The 16,401-nt window shown below is 72.4% G+C and carries 12 protein-coding genes; 5 read left to right on the top strand and 7 right to left on the bottom strand.

The genetic code is table 11. The features are described 5' to 3' along the window. Nucleotides 1-27: 27 nt before the first annotated feature. From C7C46_RS30010 to C7C46_RS29995, 4 genes are all read right to left on the bottom strand, one after another. The gene (locus C7C46_RS30010) at nucleotides 28-456 is read right to left on the bottom strand and encodes a MarR family winged helix-turn-helix transcriptional regulator (protein ID WP_220040719.1); all 429 of its coding nucleotides are present in this window, start codon (nucleotides 454-456) and stop codon (nucleotides 28-30) included. A 131-nt stretch (nucleotides 457-587) separates the two neighbouring features. Then, nucleotides 588-1,586, bottom strand: coding sequence for a helix-turn-helix transcriptional regulator (locus tag C7C46_RS37465; RefSeq protein ID WP_110673082.1), 999 nt, complete (start codon nucleotides 1,584-1,586; stop codon nucleotides 588-590). Nucleotides 1,587-1,706: 120 nt separating this feature from the next. Further along, on the bottom strand, nucleotides 1,707-1,907 hold the full coding sequence (locus C7C46_RS30000; RefSeq protein WP_110673081.1) for an acyl-CoA carboxylase subunit epsilon: 201 nt from the start codon (nucleotides 1,905-1,907) through the stop codon (nucleotides 1,707-1,709). Nucleotides 1,908-1,916: 9 nt separating this feature from the next. Then, nucleotides 1,917-3,542 carry an acyl-CoA carboxylase subunit beta gene (locus C7C46_RS29995; protein WP_110673080.1) on the bottom strand — a complete coding sequence of 542 codons (1,626 nt, stop codon included), beginning with the start codon at nucleotides 3,540-3,542 and terminating at the stop codon, nucleotides 1,917-1,919. A 401-nt stretch (nucleotides 3,543-3,943) separates the two neighbouring features. Here C7C46_RS29995 and C7C46_RS29990 point away from each other — a divergent pair, with 401 nt between their 5' ends. Further along, nucleotides 3,944-4,318: a YrdB family protein gene (locus C7C46_RS29990; RefSeq protein WP_110673084.1), complete on the top strand. Its 375-nt coding sequence runs from the start codon at nucleotides 3,944-3,946 to the stop codon at nucleotides 4,316-4,318. Between the two features lie 28 nt (nucleotides 4,319-4,346). On the opposite strand, the gene C7C46_RS29985 is transcribed toward C7C46_RS29990, so the two are convergent. Further along, on the bottom strand, nucleotides 4,347-5,540 hold the full coding sequence (locus C7C46_RS29985) for a metallophosphoesterase (protein ID WP_110673079.1): 1,194 nt from the start codon (nucleotides 5,538-5,540) through the stop codon (nucleotides 4,347-4,349). Between the two features lie 91 nt (nucleotides 5,541-5,631). Continuing rightward, the gene (locus C7C46_RS29980) at nucleotides 5,632-6,810 is read right to left on the bottom strand and encodes a LacI family DNA-binding transcriptional regulator (RefSeq protein ID WP_110673078.1); all 1,179 of its coding nucleotides are present in this window, start codon (nucleotides 6,808-6,810) and stop codon (nucleotides 5,632-5,634) included. 363 nt (nucleotides 6,811-7,173) lie between these two features. On the opposite strand from C7C46_RS29980, the gene hisC reads away from it, so the two are divergent. Together hisC and C7C46_RS29970 are read left to right on the top strand one after the other, a co-directional pair. After that, nucleotides 7,174-8,253 (top strand): histidinol-phosphate transaminase, encoded by a 1,080-nt coding sequence (gene hisC, locus C7C46_RS29975; protein WP_110673077.1) that lies wholly within the window; start codon nucleotides 7,174-7,176, stop codon nucleotides 8,251-8,253. A 90-nt stretch (nucleotides 8,254-8,343) separates the two neighbouring features. Next, nucleotides 8,344-10,734 (top strand): ATP-binding cassette domain-containing protein, encoded by a 2,391-nt coding sequence (locus tag C7C46_RS29970; RefSeq protein WP_110673076.1) that lies wholly within the window; start codon nucleotides 8,344-8,346, stop codon nucleotides 10,732-10,734. Nucleotides 10,735-10,806: 72 nt separating this feature from the next. On the opposite strand, the gene C7C46_RS29965 is transcribed toward C7C46_RS29970, so the two are convergent. Next, the gene (locus tag C7C46_RS29965; RefSeq protein WP_110673075.1) at nucleotides 10,807-12,021 is read right to left on the bottom strand and encodes a bifunctional glycosyltransferase family 2/GtrA family protein; all 1,215 of its coding nucleotides are present in this window, start codon (nucleotides 12,019-12,021) and stop codon (nucleotides 10,807-10,809) included. Nucleotides 12,022-12,129: 108 nt separating this feature from the next. Here C7C46_RS29965 and C7C46_RS29960 point away from each other — a divergent pair, with 108 nt between their 5' ends. Beyond that, nucleotides 12,130-13,644 (top strand): FAD-dependent monooxygenase, encoded by a 1,515-nt coding sequence (locus C7C46_RS29960; protein ID WP_110673074.1) that lies wholly within the window; start codon nucleotides 12,130-12,132, stop codon nucleotides 13,642-13,644. Nucleotides 13,645-14,052: 408 nt separating this feature from the next. Then, on the top strand, nucleotides 14,053-16,401 hold a 2,349-nt coding region (locus tag C7C46_RS29955; protein WP_110673073.1), incomplete at its 3' end, for a protease pro-enzyme activation domain-containing protein.

The raw sequence follows: 16,401 nt of genomic DNA, 5'->3' as shown, positions 1-16,401 counted from the left end.
GGCCGGCCCGCTGCGCTGTCGACTGCCTCAGTTCTCCAGCAGGCTGATCGCCCGGTCCAGCAGACTGCGCAGCTGCGCCTGCTCGCTCTCCTGGTAGGCGTCAGCCAGCTGGTCCTCCAGCGCCTGCACCTGGGTGTCCGCCTTCTTCACCAGCGCCCGGCCCTCCCGGGTCAGCTTGGTGACCAGCACCTTGGGGTGCAGCGGCGAGGGGGTGCGCTCGATCAGGCTCTTGACCTCCAGGTTGCCCAGGATGATCGCCATGGTCTGCGGAGTGACCCCCGAGGCCCGGGCCAGCTGGGCCCCGGACATCCCGGTGGAGGCGGACAGCGCCGCCAGCGTCGAGTACTGCGGCATGGTCAGGTCGAACTTGCGCAGTACCTCGCTCTTGTCCGCTGCCAGCAGTTGGTCGAGCCGCTTCACCAGTTGGCCCAGGCGCCAGCCGGCGCGCGGTCCCATGAGATCAGCATCCAGACTCATCTCAAGCCTCCGTGCACTTATCAGAGCTTTGCCACTCCGATGATGACACAGTCACGTCCCGACTGCACAGAGTGCGTCGGGTGAGGCGGTGGAGTACCGGTGGGGACCGGTCAGATCCAGCCACGTTCCTTGGCCAGCAGCGCGGCGTGGAAGCGGTTGCCGGCGTCGAGGCGCTGCATCAGCTCGGCCACGTGCCGCCGGAAGGTGCGCAGCGAGACCCCCATCCGGCGGGCCCCCACCTCGTCCTTGTCCACCTCGGCGAGGATCCGCAGCACCTCCCGCTCGACCTCGGTGGGTCTCTCGGCCGCACTCTCCTCGAGCAGCTGGGCCAGGCCGACCGCGCCCGCCCAGATCTGCTCGAACAGCCGGACCATGCTGGCCAGCAGGCTGGGCTGGCGGATCACCAGGTAACCGCGGTCCTCCTCGTGCGGCACCGGCGAGACCGGCAGCACCGCGGTGGACCGGTCGAACGCCACCATCTGGTCCAGCGGCTGGGCCGAGACCCGGACCTCGGCGCCGAGCCCGACCAGTTCGCGCAGGTAGGCCAGGGCGAGCGGGTCCGCCACCGCCGACCGGGTCACCACCGCCCGCACCCGCAGGCCGCGGTGCAGGCAGCGCAGGTCCACCGCGCGCGCCGCCTCGATCTGGGCCTGGCCGAACTGCGGGTGCATCCACATCAGTTCCGCGGTGGTGAAGAAGGCCAGGTTGTCCAGCCGCGCCTCGATGGCCAGCGGCTCCTCCAACCGCTCGATCTCCACCGGGAGCTCGCGGGAGCGGCCGAGCTCGAAGGCGCGCGACAGCTCCCCGATCGCGGTGCGGGCGGCGGCCACCCGGCGCAGCGTCTCGTTGAGCTCGGTGAACCGCTGCTCGATCAGGCGCTCGATGCCGATGGCCGGATCGGCCAGCTGGTGCTCGCCCTGCTCGTCCTGGCTGAGCAGCAGGTACTGCTGCAGCTCGGTGAGCGCGTCGCAGACGGTGTCGTAGTCCAGGTCCAGCGCCGTCGCGGTCTCCGGGTGGCAGACCTCGCCCGCCTGCTCGGGGTACTCCAGCAGGTGGCGGTAGACCGCGACGGCGGCCGGGGTCAGGCCCAGGCAGGTCAGGTCGAGCATCGCACGGACTCCGTTCCGTCTTCCGGTTTCCCTGGCGCCGGGGCCGCGCGGTCCCGGCGGTGGGGCGCCCGGGGCCGCACGGTCCGCGGCTGCGTGAGCGTAACCCGCTGCTCCTGACGGTCAGTCAGGAACACTGACCCAGGAGCCCCCGGCGACGGCCTCGCGCCGCCCCTGCCAGGACCGGTCCCAGCCCGCCCGTGACCGCCCGGCGGGCCGGGCCGGCCGCACCGCGCCGACGGCGGCACGGGCCAGCAGCACCGCGGTGACTGCGGCGATCTCCTCGGCGGTCGGCTCACCGCGCACGATGTCCAGCTCCACCACGACGTCCTCCTAGGCCGGCTGGTTGCCGTGCTTGCGGGTGGGCAGGGCGCGGTACTTGGTGCGCAGCATGGCCAGCGCCCGGGCCAGCACCTGGCGGGTTTCCGCCGGGTCGATCACGTCGTCGACCAGGCCGCGCTCGGCCGCGTAGTACGGGTGCATCAGCTCGGTCTTGTACTCCTTGATCTTCTGCGCCCGGGTCGCCTCGGGGTCGTCGGAGGCGGCGATCTCGCGCCGGAAGATCACGTTGGCCGCGCCCTCGGCGCCCATCACGGCGATCTCGTTGGTCGGCCAGGCGTAGGACAGGTCGGCGCCGATCGAGCGGGAGTCCATCACGATGTAGGCGCCGCCGTAGGCCTTGCGCAGGATCAGCTGGATCCGCGGCACGGTGGCGTTGCAGTAGGCGTAGAGCAGCTTGGCGCCGTGCCGGATGATGCCGCTGTGCTCCTGGTCCACGCCGGGCAGGAAGCCGGGCACGTCGACCAGGGTGACGATCGGGATGTTGAAGGCGTCGCAGAACTGCACGAACCGGGCCGCCTTCTCGCTGGCGCTGATGTCCAGCACGCCGGCGAAGTACTGCGGCTGGTTGGCCACGATGCCCACCACCTGGCCGTCGATCCGGGCCAGCGCGGTGATCACGTTGCGCGCCCAGCCCTCGTGCACCTGCAGGCACTCGCCGTCGTCCACCAGCTCGGCGATCACCTCGGCCATGTCGTAGGCCTGGTTGGGGTTGGCCGGAACCAGCTCGCGCAGCCGCTCGGCGGCGCGGTCGGCCGGGTCGGCGGTCGGCTCGGCCGGCGGCACCTCGCGGTTGTTCTGCGGCAGCAGCGAGAGCAGGTAGCGCACCTCGGCCAGGCAGTCGGCCTCGTTGTCGTGGACGAAGTGCGCCACCCCGGAGACCGAGCCGTGCACCTGGGCGCCGCCGAGCTGGTTGTGGCTGACCGCCTCGCCGGTGACCGCCTGGACCACGTCCGGCCCGGTGATGAACATCTGCGCGGTGTCCTCGACCATGAAGACGAAGTCGGTCAGCGCCGGGGAGTAGGCCGCGCCACCGGCCGCCGGGCCGAGGATCACGCTGATCTGCGGGATCACCCCGGAGGCCTTGACGTTGCGCTGGAAGATGCCGCCGTAGCCGGCCAGCGCGGTGACCCCCTCCTGGATCCGGGCGCCGGCCCCGTCACTGAGCGAGACCAGCGGCGCCCCGGCGTCCAGCGCCAGGTCCATGATCTTGTGGATCTTCTGCGCGTGCGCCTCGCCCAGCGAGCCGCCGAAGGCCCGGAAGTCGTGCGCGAAGGCGAAGACGGTACGGCCGTGCACGGTGCCCCAACCGGTCACCACGCCGTCCCCGTACGGCTTCTTCGCCTCCAGGCCGAAGCCCTGGGCACGGTGCCGGCGCAGCGGCTCGACCTCGGTGAAGGACCCCTCGTCGAAGAGCAGGTCCAGGCGTTCGCGCACGGTGAGCTTGCCCCTGGCGCGTTGTGCCTCGGTAGCCCGGTGGCTCGGGCCGGCCGCCACCTGCTCGCGGATCCGGCGCAGTTCGGCCAGCCGGTCGGTGGGGGCCTGGGGGACCTGCGGGGCCTGGGGGGCCGGCTCGCGGTCGCGCAGGTCGGTCAACGGAGCGTCGATCAGAACAGTCATCAGGGTGATCCCGTCACTGGAGTGGCTCTCGTCAATCAACGTAACAAGATCGAATTGACTTTCGGTCAATCACGAAAACCCTTGCCGGAATTCGCTTCCACCGACCGCTGCCGGCCGACCACCCAGGGCCATCAGGACAGGTCAACCGCTGTGATCAGAAAGGGAGTTGCTTCCAAGGGAGGAGCGAGATCCAGCCGTTTTCTGACGACATGTCAGCCGCGTCACACTCCGCCGTAGCCGGGAATCCGGCCTGTCACGACGGCGTTGAGCTTGGATTACGCACCGCTCTGGTCCGCCGCCCCGGCCGACTTGCGGGGTGGCCGAAATACCTTGCGGTCCACCGGGATCCGCCAGACCTCCGACCCTGCCCGGAGCCACGGATTTCGGTTAGGGTGCGGGCCATGATCCCCGGTCCCGTGCGCGTCGCCAACGAGGCGCTGGCCTTCCTGCTGGAGCTGGCGGCCCTGGGCCTATTGGCCTGGTGGGGCTTCACCCTGGGCCACTCGCTGCCGCTGCACCTGCTGCTGGGCCTGGGCCTGCCGCTGCTGGCCGCGCTCCTCTGGGGCCGGTACGCGGCACCCAAGGCACCCGTGCGGCTGCCGGTGCCGGCCGTGCTCGCGGTCAAGGCGCTGGTCTTCGGCAGCGCCGCGGCTGCCCTGGGCGACCGGGCCGGCTGGGGCTCGGGCCTGGGCTTCGCGCTGCTCTGCCTGGCCAACACCGCGCTGGCCACCCGCTACCGGTCCACCCTGGCCGCCGCCAGCGCCGACCAGGGCTGAGCCCGGACGGGTTGGGGCCGGACCGGGCTCAGTCCACCGGCAGCCGGGCCACCAGCAGCCGGCCCTCCATGGTCACCCCGCCGTCCATCGCCACCGCGAGCTCGTCGGCGTAGATGTACGGACCCGGCACGTACGGCCGCTCGCCGCTGTCGTTGCCGGCCTCGCCGGTCAGGTACGGGATCGGGCTGTGCCCGTGCACCACCCGGTGCCCGCCGAAGGTGGCCAGCAGCTCGCCGGCCGCCATCGGCCCGCCCGGGCCACGGAAGGCGAACCGCTTGGTGAACCGGCGGAAGGCGTCCCACCACTCGTCCGCGCCCTCGTCCGCCAGCAGGCCGTGCACCGCGTCGTTGACCTCGGCGATCGAGGCGCCGAACTCCAGGTAGGCGGTGGTGTCCGAGTGCAGCAGCAGGTGGCCGTCCTCCAGCGCGATCGCCGGCAGCCGCTTCAGCCAGCTGATGTGGTGGCCCTGCAGCCGCTCCAGGTCGTGCTGCTGACCGCCGTTGAGCAGCCAGGCGGCGCGGAACGAGGCGGTGCCGGCGGTGGACTGCACCGGCTCGTCGCCGTACCGGTGGGCCCCCAGGAAGAGCAGCTCGTGATTGCCCATCAGGGCCCGGCAGTAGCCGCCGGCCGCGGCCGCCTCGGCGGCCAGCTGCATCACCAGGTCGATCACCCCGATGCCGTCGGGGCCGCGGTCGGTGAAGTCGCCGAGGAACCAGATCCGGGCGCGGCCGGCCGACCAGTGGCCCTCCGCGTCCACCAGGCCCTGCTGGTGCAGTGCGTGCAGCAGTTCGTCCAGGTAGCCGTGCACGTCGCCGACCACGTACAGCGGGCCGACCGGCCCGGGGTCGGCGGCGGGCTGCGGGTAGCCGGCCACGTAGAGGTCGTCCTCGCTGATCGGCGGGCCGAGCTCGATGGTCGGCGGGTCCTCGGCGGCCGGCTCGCGGTGCTCGGAGGCCTGGAAGACCGGGTACGCGGTGGGCATGGGGTGGCCGGCCACCGGCCAGTGCTGCTCCAGGTAGCGCGCACCGCCGTAGCCGCTCTGGGTGGCGTCCTGGCCGCCGGGCAGCCCGGTGGGCTCGCCGGCCCCGGCCGCCGAATCCGGGTGCTCCTGGGGGGGATTGGGCTCGAAGTACGAGCCGTACGGCAGCACGTCGAGGTCCTGCTGCGGGTGGCGGCCTGCGTGGTGCGGGTCAGGCCCGGGATAGCGGTCCTCGGGTGTCATCCGCCCATCATAGGAAGACCGCTCTCCCCTAGTCCTCACCCGGTGGGTATCCAATCCGTGCCAGGGCCGCCGCGGACGCTCCGCCGCTGGTTCAGACCTCACCGGGGGCCCGGGGCGGGCTGACGGTGGTTCGGGGACTGCGGCGCTGCGAGGAGGCCCGGACGATCAGCTCGGTGGGCATCAGGGTGCCCGGGGGCGGACCGGTGCCCGCGGTGCGGTACCGGGGCGGGAAGAGCCGGGCGCCGGCGGTGGGGGTGTCCGGGGTGAGGCCGGCGCCGGAGTCCACCCCCTCGATCGCGTCGATCAGGAGGTTGACCACCGTGGTGCCGATCCGGCGCGGCTTGAGCGACAGGGTGGTGATCGGCGGCTCGGTCCCGGCGTAGACGTCGGACTCGCTGCAGCAGACCAGCAGCAGGTCGTCCGGGACCCGCAGCCCGTAGCGGCGGGCGGCGGCCAGCAGGTCGGTGCCGTTGGGGTCGAAGAGGCCGTAGACCGCGTCCGGCCGGTCCGGGCGGGCCAGCAGCCGGTCGGCGGCCACCGCGCCGGCCGCCGGGTCGTGCGCCGGGTAGGCCTCGTAGACCGGCTCCTGGCCCACCCGGGTGCACCAGCCCAGGTAGGCCTCGGTGGAGAGCCGGGTGTAGGTGTCGGTGCTGGTCCCGGTGAGCAGACCGATCCGGCGGGCGCCGGCCTCGCTGAGGTGCTCCAGGATGCCGAGCACGGCGGCCTCGTGGTCGTTGTCCACCCAGGCGGTGACCGGGCAGTTGCCCGGCTTGCCGTCGCTGACCACCGGGACCCCGGACCGGTAGAGCTCGCTCACCAGCGGGTCCTGGTCGGCCGGGTCGATCACCACGGTGCCGTCCAGCGCGACGTTGCTCCACACGTCGTGCCGGGAGGAGGCGGGCAGCACCACCAGCGCGTAGCCGCGGCCGAGCGCGGCGCTGGTGGCGGCCCGGGCCATCTCGGCGAAGTAGGCGAACTCGGTGAAGGTGAAGGGCTCCTCGCCGTAGGTGGTGACGGTCAGTCCGATCAGGCCGGACCGGCCGGTGCGCAGCGTGCGGGCGGCGGCGGACGGCCGGTAGCCGAGGCGCTCGGCTACTTCGCGCACTCGGCTGCGGGTTTCGTCTGGCAGGCGCCCCTTGCCGTTCAGCGCGTCGGAGACGGTGGTGATGGACACTCCGGCGGCTGCTGCCACATCCCGGATGCCGGCCCGCTCCAGACGTCGTGAGGTGGTGGTGGGTCGCCGACCGCTCTGGTTGGCTGCTGCTGTCATGGCCCACCGATCGTATGGTGCGTCAGCTCCTGGTTGAACCACGCCGTCCGGCGGCTCGGCAGAACCGTTTCTTCACGACCGCGCCGCGCCGACCCCTTGGATCGGTGGTCTGTTTTCGGTCGATTACCTCTGACATGTGCCATAGGAACAAGAGACAATGGCTGATCCGCGCCGGTGACCAGGCCGAACATCTCACCCGCACGGGTGAGCGCGCTCGGTATCGTTCTGGGCACCCGACCGGGGACAGGAAGCCCCGTACGCCACCGGCGCGCGCACCAGCGCCCGGGCGCGAACAGGGCGCAGAACCGGTACCGGGCGCGCCCCACCGGGCCGGCCCGAACCGAGAAACCAGGAGTACACGAGATGAGCGGAACGGCAGCGCAGGGACCGCGGCTGCGGGCCAGCCTGGACGGCATCCCCACCTACAAGCCCGGCAAGCCCGCCGGCGCCGACTCCTTCAAGCTCTCCTCCAACGAGAACCCCTACGAGCCGCTGCCGGGCGTGCTGGAGGCCGCGGTGGCCGCCGCCGGCTCGTTCAACCGCTACCCGGACATGGCCGCCGTGGAGCTGACCGAGGAGCTGGCCCGCCGCTTCGAGGTGCCCGCCGAGCACGTCGCGCTGGGCACCGGCTCGGTCTCGGTGGCGCAGTCCCTGGTGCTCGCCACGGCCGGCCCCGGCGACGAGGTGATCTTCGCCTGGCGATCCTTCGAGGCCTACCCGATCATCACCCAGGTGGCCGGGGCCACGCCGGTGCCGGTGCCGCTGACCGGCGACGAGGCGCACGACCTGGACGCGATGCTGGCCGCGATCACCCCGCGGACCCGGCTGATCCTGGTCTGCAACCCGAACAACCCGACCGGGGTCGCGATCCGGCGCCCCGAGCTGGAGCGGTTCCTGGCCGCGGTGCCCGGCGACATCCTGGTCGTGCTGGACGAGGCCTACCGCGAGTTCCTGCGCGACGAGCAGGTCCCGGACGGCGTCGAGCTGTACCGCTCGCGGCCCAACGTCTGCGTGCTGCGCACCTTCTCCAAGGCCTACGGCCTGGCCGGGCTGCGGGTCGGCTTCGCCATCGCGCACGAGCCGGTGGCCACCGCGCTGCGCAAGACCGCGGTCCCGTTCGGGGTCAGCCAGCTGGCCCAGGACGCCGCGGTGGCCTCGCTGCGGGCCGAGGACGCGCTGCTGGTGCGGGTGCAGGCGCTGGTCGAGGAGCGCACCCGGGTGAGCGCGGCGCTGCGCGAGCAGGGCTGGCCGCTGGTGGAGTCGCAGGCCAACTTCGTCTGGCTGCGGCTGGGCGAGCGGACCGTGGACTTCGCCGCGGCGGCCGGCGCGGCCGGGGTGATCGTGCGGCCGTTCCCGGGCGAGGGCGTGCGGGTGACGATCGGCGAGACCGCGGCCAACGACCTCTTCCTCTCGGTGGCCGAGGCCTTCCGCAAGGAGGTCTGAGCGGCTCGCGGGGGTGCCCTGGGACGGCACCCCCGCGCCGGTCAGGAACCGAGAAGCGCCGGGGCCCGCGGCAGGCCTAGCCTGGCCGCTATGAACGCAGACACCGCGAGCCACGCTGCCGACAGCCACGATCTGATCCGAGTGGTCGGCGCCCGTGAGAACAACCTCAGGGACGTCAGCATCGAGATCCCCAAGCGCCGGCTGACCGTCTTCACCGGGGTCTCCGGCTCGGGCAAGAGCTCACTGGTGTTCAGCACCATCGCCGCCGAGTCCCAGCGGCTGATCAACGAGACCTACAGCGCCTTCGTGCAGGGCTTCATGCCCACCCTGGCCCGGCCCGAGGTGGACGTGCTGGAGGGCCTGACCACCGCGATCATCGTGGACCAGCAGCGGATGGGCGGCGATCCGCGCTCCACCGTCGGCACCGCCACCGACGCCAACGCGATGCTGCGGATCCTGTTCAGCCGGCTCGGGCAGCCGCACCTCGGCTCGCCCAAGGCGTACTCCTTCAACGTCCCCTCGATGAGCGGAGCGGGCGCGGTCACCGTCGAGCGCGGCGGCAAGCAGGTCAAGGAGCGGCGCAGCTTCAGCGTGCTGGGCGGCATGTGCCCGCGCTGCGAGGGCCGCGGCTCGGTCACCGACATCGACCTGACCCAGCTCTACGACGATGCCAAGTCCCTGGCCGAGGGCGCGTTCACCATCCCCGGCTGGAAGTCGGACAGCTTCTGGACGGTGCGCCTGTACGCCGAGTCCGGCGTGCTCGACCCGCACAAGCCGATCCGCGACTTCACCGAGGCCGAGCGGCAGGAGTTCCTGTACGGCGAGCCGCGCAAGGTCAAGGTGGAGGGCGTCAACCTCACCTACGAGGGCCTGATCCCCAAGCTGCAGAAGTCGATGCTGTCCAAGGACCAGGAGTCGCTGCAGCCGCACCTGCGGGCCTTCGTGGAGCGCGCCGTCACCTTCACCGCCTGCCCGGACTGCGAGGGCACCCGGCTGAGCGAGCAGGCCCGGTCCTCCAGGATCGGCGGTGTCAGCATCGCCGACGCCTGCGCGATGCAGCTGAGCGACCTGGCCGACTGGGTGCGCGGACTGGACGAACCGACGGTGGCCCCGCTGCTCGGCTCGCTGCGCCACCTGCTGGACTCCTTCGTGGAGATCGGCCTGGGCTACCTGTCGCTGGACCGGGCGGCCGGCACGCTGTCCGGCGGCGAGGCGCAGCGGGTCAAGATGATCCGCCACCTGGGCTCCTCGCTCACCGACACCACCTACGTCTTCGACGAGCCCACCACCGGCCTGCACCCGCACGACATCCAGCGGATGAACGAGCTGCTGCTGCGGCTGCGGGACAAGGGCAACACGGTGCTGGTGGTGGAGCACAAGCCGGAGACCATCGCGATCGCCGATCACGTGGTCGACCTGGGCCCGGGCGCGGGGCCGGCCGGCGGCACCGTCTGCTTCGAGGGCAGCGTCGCGGGGCTGCGCGGCAGCGGCACCAGCACCGGGCGCCACTTCGACGACCGGGCCCGGCTGAAGGAGAAGGTCCGCACGCCCACCGGGGCGGCCGAGATCCGCGGCGCGAGCAGCCACAACCTGCGCGCGGTGGACGTGGACCTGCCGCTCGGGGTGCTCACCGTGGTCACCGGCGTGGCCGGCTCCGGCAAGAGCTCGCTGGTGCACGGCTCGCTGCCGCAGTGGTCCCGGGGCGTGCCGGGCGGGGTGGTCGCGATCGACCAGAGCCCGATCCGCGGCTCGCGGCGCAGCAACCCGGCCACCTACTCCGGCCTGATGGACCCGATCCGCAAGGCCTTCGCCAAGGCCAACGGGGTCAAGCCGGCCCTGTTCAGCGCCAACTCCGAGGGCGCCTGCCCGGGCTGCAACGGCGCCGGGGTGATCTACACCGACCTGGCGATGATGGCCGGAGTGGCCACCGTCTGCGAGGAGTGCGGCGGCAAGCGGTTCGACGCCTCGGTGCTGGAGTACCACCTGGGCGGCCGGGACATCAGCGAGGTGCTGGCGATGTCGGTGGACGAGGCGGCCGCGTTCTTCGGCGCCGGCGAGGCCCGCACCCCGGCGGCGCACCGGGTGCTGGAGCGGCTGGCCGACGTGGGACTGGGCTACCTGACCCTCGGTCAGCCGCTCACCACGCTCTCCGGCGGCGAGCGGCAACGGCTCAAGCTGGCCGCGCAGATGGCCGAGCAGGCCGGGGTCTACGTGCTGGACGAGCCCACCGCGGGCCTGCACCTGGCCGACGTCGAGCAGCTGCTCGGGCTGCTGGACCGGCTGGTGGACGCCGGCCGGTCGGTGATCGTGATCGAGCACCACCAGGCGGTGATGGCGCACGCCGACTGGATCGTCGACCTCGGCCCCGGGGCCGGCCACGACGGCGGGCGGGTGGTCTTCGAGGGCACCCCCGCCGAGCTGGTGGCCGCCCGGTCCACCGTCACCGGCGAGCACCTGGCGGCCTACGTGGGCGCCGTCTGACCCTCCCCGCCGTCTGACGCTCCCGCAACCCGGCTCGCTGACGCTCCGTCACCCCGTTCCGCCGACGGACCGTCAGCGGGCCCGGCGCGGGTGGAAGACCCAGCCGCGCAGCAGCCCGAACCGCACCACCGTGGCCAGCCCGTTGGCCAGCACCAGGGTGGCCAGCTCGGCCCCGTGCGAGGCCCCCGGGGCCGCCGCGCCGAGCAGCCAGATCGCCGTGCTGCTCAGCGCGAGCCCGATCAGGAAGGCGAGGCCGCCCTCCACCTGGTGCCGCAGCCGGTCCCGGGTCCCCGTCACCCCGAAGGTGAAGCGCCGGTTGGCGGCGGTGTTGGCCACCGCGGTCAGCGCCTGGGCCAGGAAGTTGGCCGCCAGCGCCGGCAGCAGTTGCCGCAGTCCCAGGTAGAGCAGCACGTAGGCGAGGGTGGAGACCGCCCCGATCACCGCGAAGCTGGTCAACTGCCAGCCCAGGCCCGGCGCCAGCTTGGCCTGGCGGACCCGTGGTGGCAGCTCCACCCGGGCCGCGCCGGCCAGCGAGCGGCGGGCCACCCGGGCCATCCCGCGCAGGTCGTCCAGCGCGGTGCGCACCAGGTCCACCCGGCTGTCCGGGTCGTCCACCCAGTCCACCGGCACCTCGTGGATCCGCAGCCCGGTGCGCTCGGCGAGCAGCAGCAACTCGGTGTCGAAGAACCAGGCGTTGTCCTCCACCTCGCCGAGCAGCCGCCGGATCACCTCGGTGCGGGCCGCCTTGAAACCGCACTGGGCGTCGGAGAACTTGGCCGCCATGGTGGCGCGCAGCAGCACGTTGTAGGTGCGCGAGATGAACTCGCGCTTCGGTCCGCGCACCACCGCCGAACCGCGGTGCAGTCGGCTGCCGATGGCCAGGTCGCTGTGGCCGGAGAGCAGCGGGGCGACCAGCGGCAGGAAGGCCTCCAGCCCGGTGGACAGGTCGACGTCCATGTACGCCACCACGTCGGCCTCGCTGGCGCCCCAGACCTCGCGCAGCGCCCGGCCGCGCCCCTTGAGGTCCAGGTGCACCGCGCGGACCTCGGCGAACTCGGCGGCCAGCGCGGTGGCGACCCGCCAGGTGGAGTCGGTACTGGCGTTGTCGGCGACGGTGACGGTGAACGGGTAGGGGAAGGTCTCGGCCAGGTAGCCGTGCAGCCGGCGCACGCACTGCTCCAGCACGTGCTCCTCGTTGTAGACCGGCACCACGACCTCGACCGACCGGGTGCGCACGGCCACCGGCCGGATCGGGGCGAGCGGGGCCTGGGGCGCGGACTCTGTCATGCGAAGGAGATTCACAGCGCCGCATGGGCCCGCGATGATGGGAAGCTGAGAGGGGCCTGAAAGTGTGCACCGGCGGGCCCTGGCAGCTGCCGAGTACGGAGGATGCGCATGACCGACCAGGTGACCGAGTCGGACGTACTGGTGGTCGGTGCGGGCCCCACCGGCCTGCTGCTGGCCGGTGACCTGGCGGCCGCCGGCCTGCGGGTGACCGTGCTGGACAAGCGCGGCAAGGAGTCCAACCTGACCAGGGCGTTCGCGGTGCACGCCCGCACCCTGGAGCTGTTCGACGCCCGGGGCCTGGCCGAGGAGTTGGTGGCCACCGGTACCGCGGTGGACCGGCTGCAGTTGTTCGGCAAGCTCAACCTGGACCTGTCCACGCTGCCCACCCGGTTCCCCTTCGTCCTGATCACCCCGCAGTACCAGACCGAACGGCTGCTCCAGGAGCGGGCGTTGAAGGCGGGCGCGGTGCTGCTGCGGGAGCACGAGGTGACCGGGCTGCGGCAGGACGCGCACGGGGTCACCGTGGAGGCCCGCACACCGGGCGGTCTGACGGTGCATCGGGCCGACTACCTGGTCGGCGCCGACGGGGTGCACAGCGCGGTGCGCGAGCTGGCCGGGATCCCGTTCCCGGGCGAGTCGGTGGTCAGCTCGGTGCTGCTGGCCGACGTGCGGCTGGAGCGGGCGCCCAGCACGGTGCTCACCGTCGGCGCGACCGAGGACGGCTTCGGCTTCCTGGCCCCCTTCGGCGACGGCTGGTACCGGGTGCTCGCCTGGGACCGGACCAGGCAGCTGCCGGACGACGCACCGGTCGAGCTGGCCGAGATCGCCGACATCACCCGGCGCACCCTGGGCGCGGACTACGGGCTGCACGACGCCCGCTGGATGTCGCGCTTCCACAGCGACGAGCGGCAGGTGCCGCGCTACCGGGACGGCCGGGTGCTGCTGGCGGGGGACGCCGCGCACTGCCACTCGCCGGCCGGCGGCCAGGGCATGAACACCGGTCTGCAGGACGCGGCCAACCTGAGCTGGAAGCTGGCCGCGGTGGTCAAGGGCCACTGGCCGGCCGTGCTGCTGGACAGCTACCAGGAGGAGCGGCACCCGGTCGGCAAGCTGGTGCTGCGCACCTCCGGCGGCCTGGTCCGGCTCGCGCTGGCCCGCAGCAGCGCCGCCCGCACCGCCCGTTCGGTGGTGACCTCGCTGGCCGACCGGCTCGGGCCGCTGGTGACCCGCGGCGCGCGGACCGTCTCCGGGATCGGGATCGCCTACCGCTCCGAGCCGGGCGCCCACCCGCTGGCCGGGCGCCGGGTGCCGGACCTGCGCCTGGCGGTGGACGCGCCCGGCCGGCCCAGCCGGCTCTACGAGGCGCTGCGCGGCGGCAGCTTCGTCCTGGTCAGCACCGACCAGCGGGCGCCCGGGGCGCCGTTCTCTGACCTGGAGCCGGAGGTGGCCCAGGAGTGGGGCGAGCGGGTGGTGCAGGTGGCCCCGGCCGACCCGCACGGCAAGCTGCGCGCCACCGTCCTGCTGGTCCGCCCGGACGGGTACGCGGCCTGGGCGGCCGCCGACCCCAGCCGCGGCGAGCTGCGCGGCGCCCTCACCCAGTGGCTGGGCGCGCCCGACCACTGACCGCCGGCCGCTTCTCCCACCGCCACGGCGCGGTGCGCCCTGTGCGCACCGCGCCGTCGGTCTTCTGACGCCCAGGCACCTGATCCGGCCAATTCCGGAACAACGACGGCGCGGTGTCCGTCCGCGACCGCCGCACCGCTGGTTCGACTTCGCCGTACCGGTCCAGACCACTTGTCCGGAATAATCCGCCCGCCGCGTTCCCGAAAAGCCCGGGCCAAATGTATTCACTGAATAGAAAACGGCTAATTCTGTTCACGGTCGGCCGTTTTCACACTTGACTGTTATTTAGCATCTCCTTACCTTTTCTTTGCGCATTTCCCAGGCTACTTCTGGGATCTTCTTCGGAAGCGTTCTCGACCCCGAACGCCCCCACCCCCTCCGGCCCGCAGGCCGGCTCAAGGAGGTCCCGTGCGCCCCCGCTCCCTCGCCCTCGCCGCTGCCATAGCCCTGCTGCCGTTCTCGGCCGCCTCGCTGGGCCTCGTCAGCGCCCAGGCCGCCACCCCCGACGTCACGGCCCGGGTGGCCCTGCCGAACACCGTCACCCCGGCGGTCGCGCACTCGCAGAAGCAGGGCGACCTGCCCGCCGCCGAGAAGCTCTCGGTGGCCGTCGGCCTCAAGCTGCGCAACGAGGCCGGCCTGGACCAGTTCCTCGCCGACGTGGCCAACCCGAAGTCGGCGGGCTACGGCCGGTACCTGACCCCGGAGCAGTTCACCGCCCGCTACGCACCGGCCCAGGCCGACGTGGACCACGTGGTGGCGTACCTCACCTCGCACGGCCTGACCGCCTCGGTCAGCGCGAACCGCCAGGTCATCGACGTGCAGGGCTCGGCCGAGCAGATCCAGACCGCCTTCGGCACCCACGAGAGCTCCTACTTCGACGCCGCCGCGCAGCGCTCCTTCTTCGCCAACGACGGCGCCGCCTCGCTGCCGGCCGACGTCGCCTCCCTGGTGGTGGGCGTCAACGGCCTGAACAACCACACCGTGCGCACCACCCGGCTGGCCAAGCCGAACGCGGCCACCCCGAACGCCACCCCCGGCGGCTTCGGGCCGAGCCAGTACGACGGCGCCTACAACCTCAACAAGGTCGGCGCGGACGGCACCGGCGTGAAGGTCGCGCTCTGGGAGTTCGACGGCTACACCCGCTCCAACCTGACCACCTACGACAGCCAGTACGGCCTGACCGGCCCGGCCGTCAGCACGGTCTCGGTGGACGGCGCCAACTACGACAGCAAGCCCGGCGACGGCCAGGGCGAGGTGGAGCTGGACTCGGAGATCGTGCGCGGCGTGGCGCCCAAGGCCACCCAGCTGGTCTACGAGGCCCCCAACAGCGACCAGGGCGAGATCGACATGGCCGCCAAGATCGTGGCGGACAACCAGGTCTCGGTCATCTCCATCTCCTGGGGCTCCTGCGAGCCGGACACCACCGCCTCGGTGATGAACACCGTCGCCAACTCCTTCAAGCAGGCCGCCGCCCAGGGCATGTCGGTCTTCTCCGCCTCCGGCGACGACGGCTCGCGCGACTGCACCCGCTCGACCAGCGGCTCGACCGTCAAGTCGGTCGACTACCCGGCCTCCGACCCGAACGTCACCGGCGTGGGCGGGACCAACCTCACGGTCTCCGGCACCAGCTACTCCTCGGAGAGCGCCTGGAGCACCGCGGGCGGCGGCGTCTCCACCCAGTTCAGCAAGCCCTCCTGGCAGACCGGCACCGGCGTCACGGGCACCATGCGCACCGTCCCGGACGTCTCCTCCAACGCCGACCCGGCCAGCGGCTTCGCCATCTACACCCAGGGCAGCACCGGCGCCGGCTGGCAGGTCTACGGCGGCACCAGCGCCGCGGCCCCGCTGTGGTCCGGCTACGCCGCGCTGTTCAACCAGAAGGCCAAGGCGGCCGCCAAGCCCAACCTGGGCCCGGCCAACCCGGCGCTCTACCAGGTCGCCAACTCCTCCTCCTACGGCGCCTCCTTCCACGACGTGACCAGCGGGAAGAACCAGGACTTCAGCACCAAGACCGGCTACGACCAGGTCACCGGCTGGGGCACCCCGGTCGCCGACGCGCTGACCACCGCCCTGCTCGGCGGCACCAGCACCCCGGGCAACACGGTCACCGTGGCCAACCCCGGCAGCCAGAACGGCACTGTCGGCACCGCCGCGAGCCTGCAGGTCAGCGGCAGCGACTCGGCCACCGGCCAGACCCTGACCTACTCGGCCACCGGCCTGCCGGCCGGCCTGTCGATCAGCACCTCCGGCCTGATCTCCGGCACCCCGACCGCGGCCGGCACCTCCTCGGTGACCGTCACCGCCAAGGACACCACCGGCGCCACCGGCTCCACCACCTTCTCCTGGACCGTGGGCGGCGGCGGCACCGGCTGCACCGCCGCCCAGCTGCTCGGCAACGCCGGCTTCGAGACCGGCACCGCCGCCCCCTGGACCACCTCCACCGGCGTCGTCGACAACAGCTCCTCCGAGGCCGCCCACAGCGGCTCCTGGAAGGCCTGGATGAACGGCTACGGCTCCGCCCACACCGACACCGTCTCGCAGACCGTCACCATCCCGGCCGGCTGCAAGGCCACCTTCAGCTTCTGGCTGCACATCGACACCGCCGAAACCGGTTCGACCGCCTACGACAAGCTGACCGTGACGGCCAACGGCACCTCGCTGGCCACCTACTCCAACGTCAACGCCGCCACCGGCTACGTGCAGAAGTCCTTCGACCTCTCCTCCTACGCCGGCCAGACCGTCACCCTGAAGTTCACC

It is taken from the genome of Streptomyces tateyamensis, assembly GCF_003205575.1.
Taxonomy (GTDB): domain Bacteria; phylum Actinomycetota; class Actinomycetes; order Streptomycetales; family Streptomycetaceae; genus Kitasatospora; species Kitasatospora tateyamensis.
Note: the sequence above shows the minus strand (reverse complement) of the source record. Positions and strands in the feature narration are given on the sequence as shown.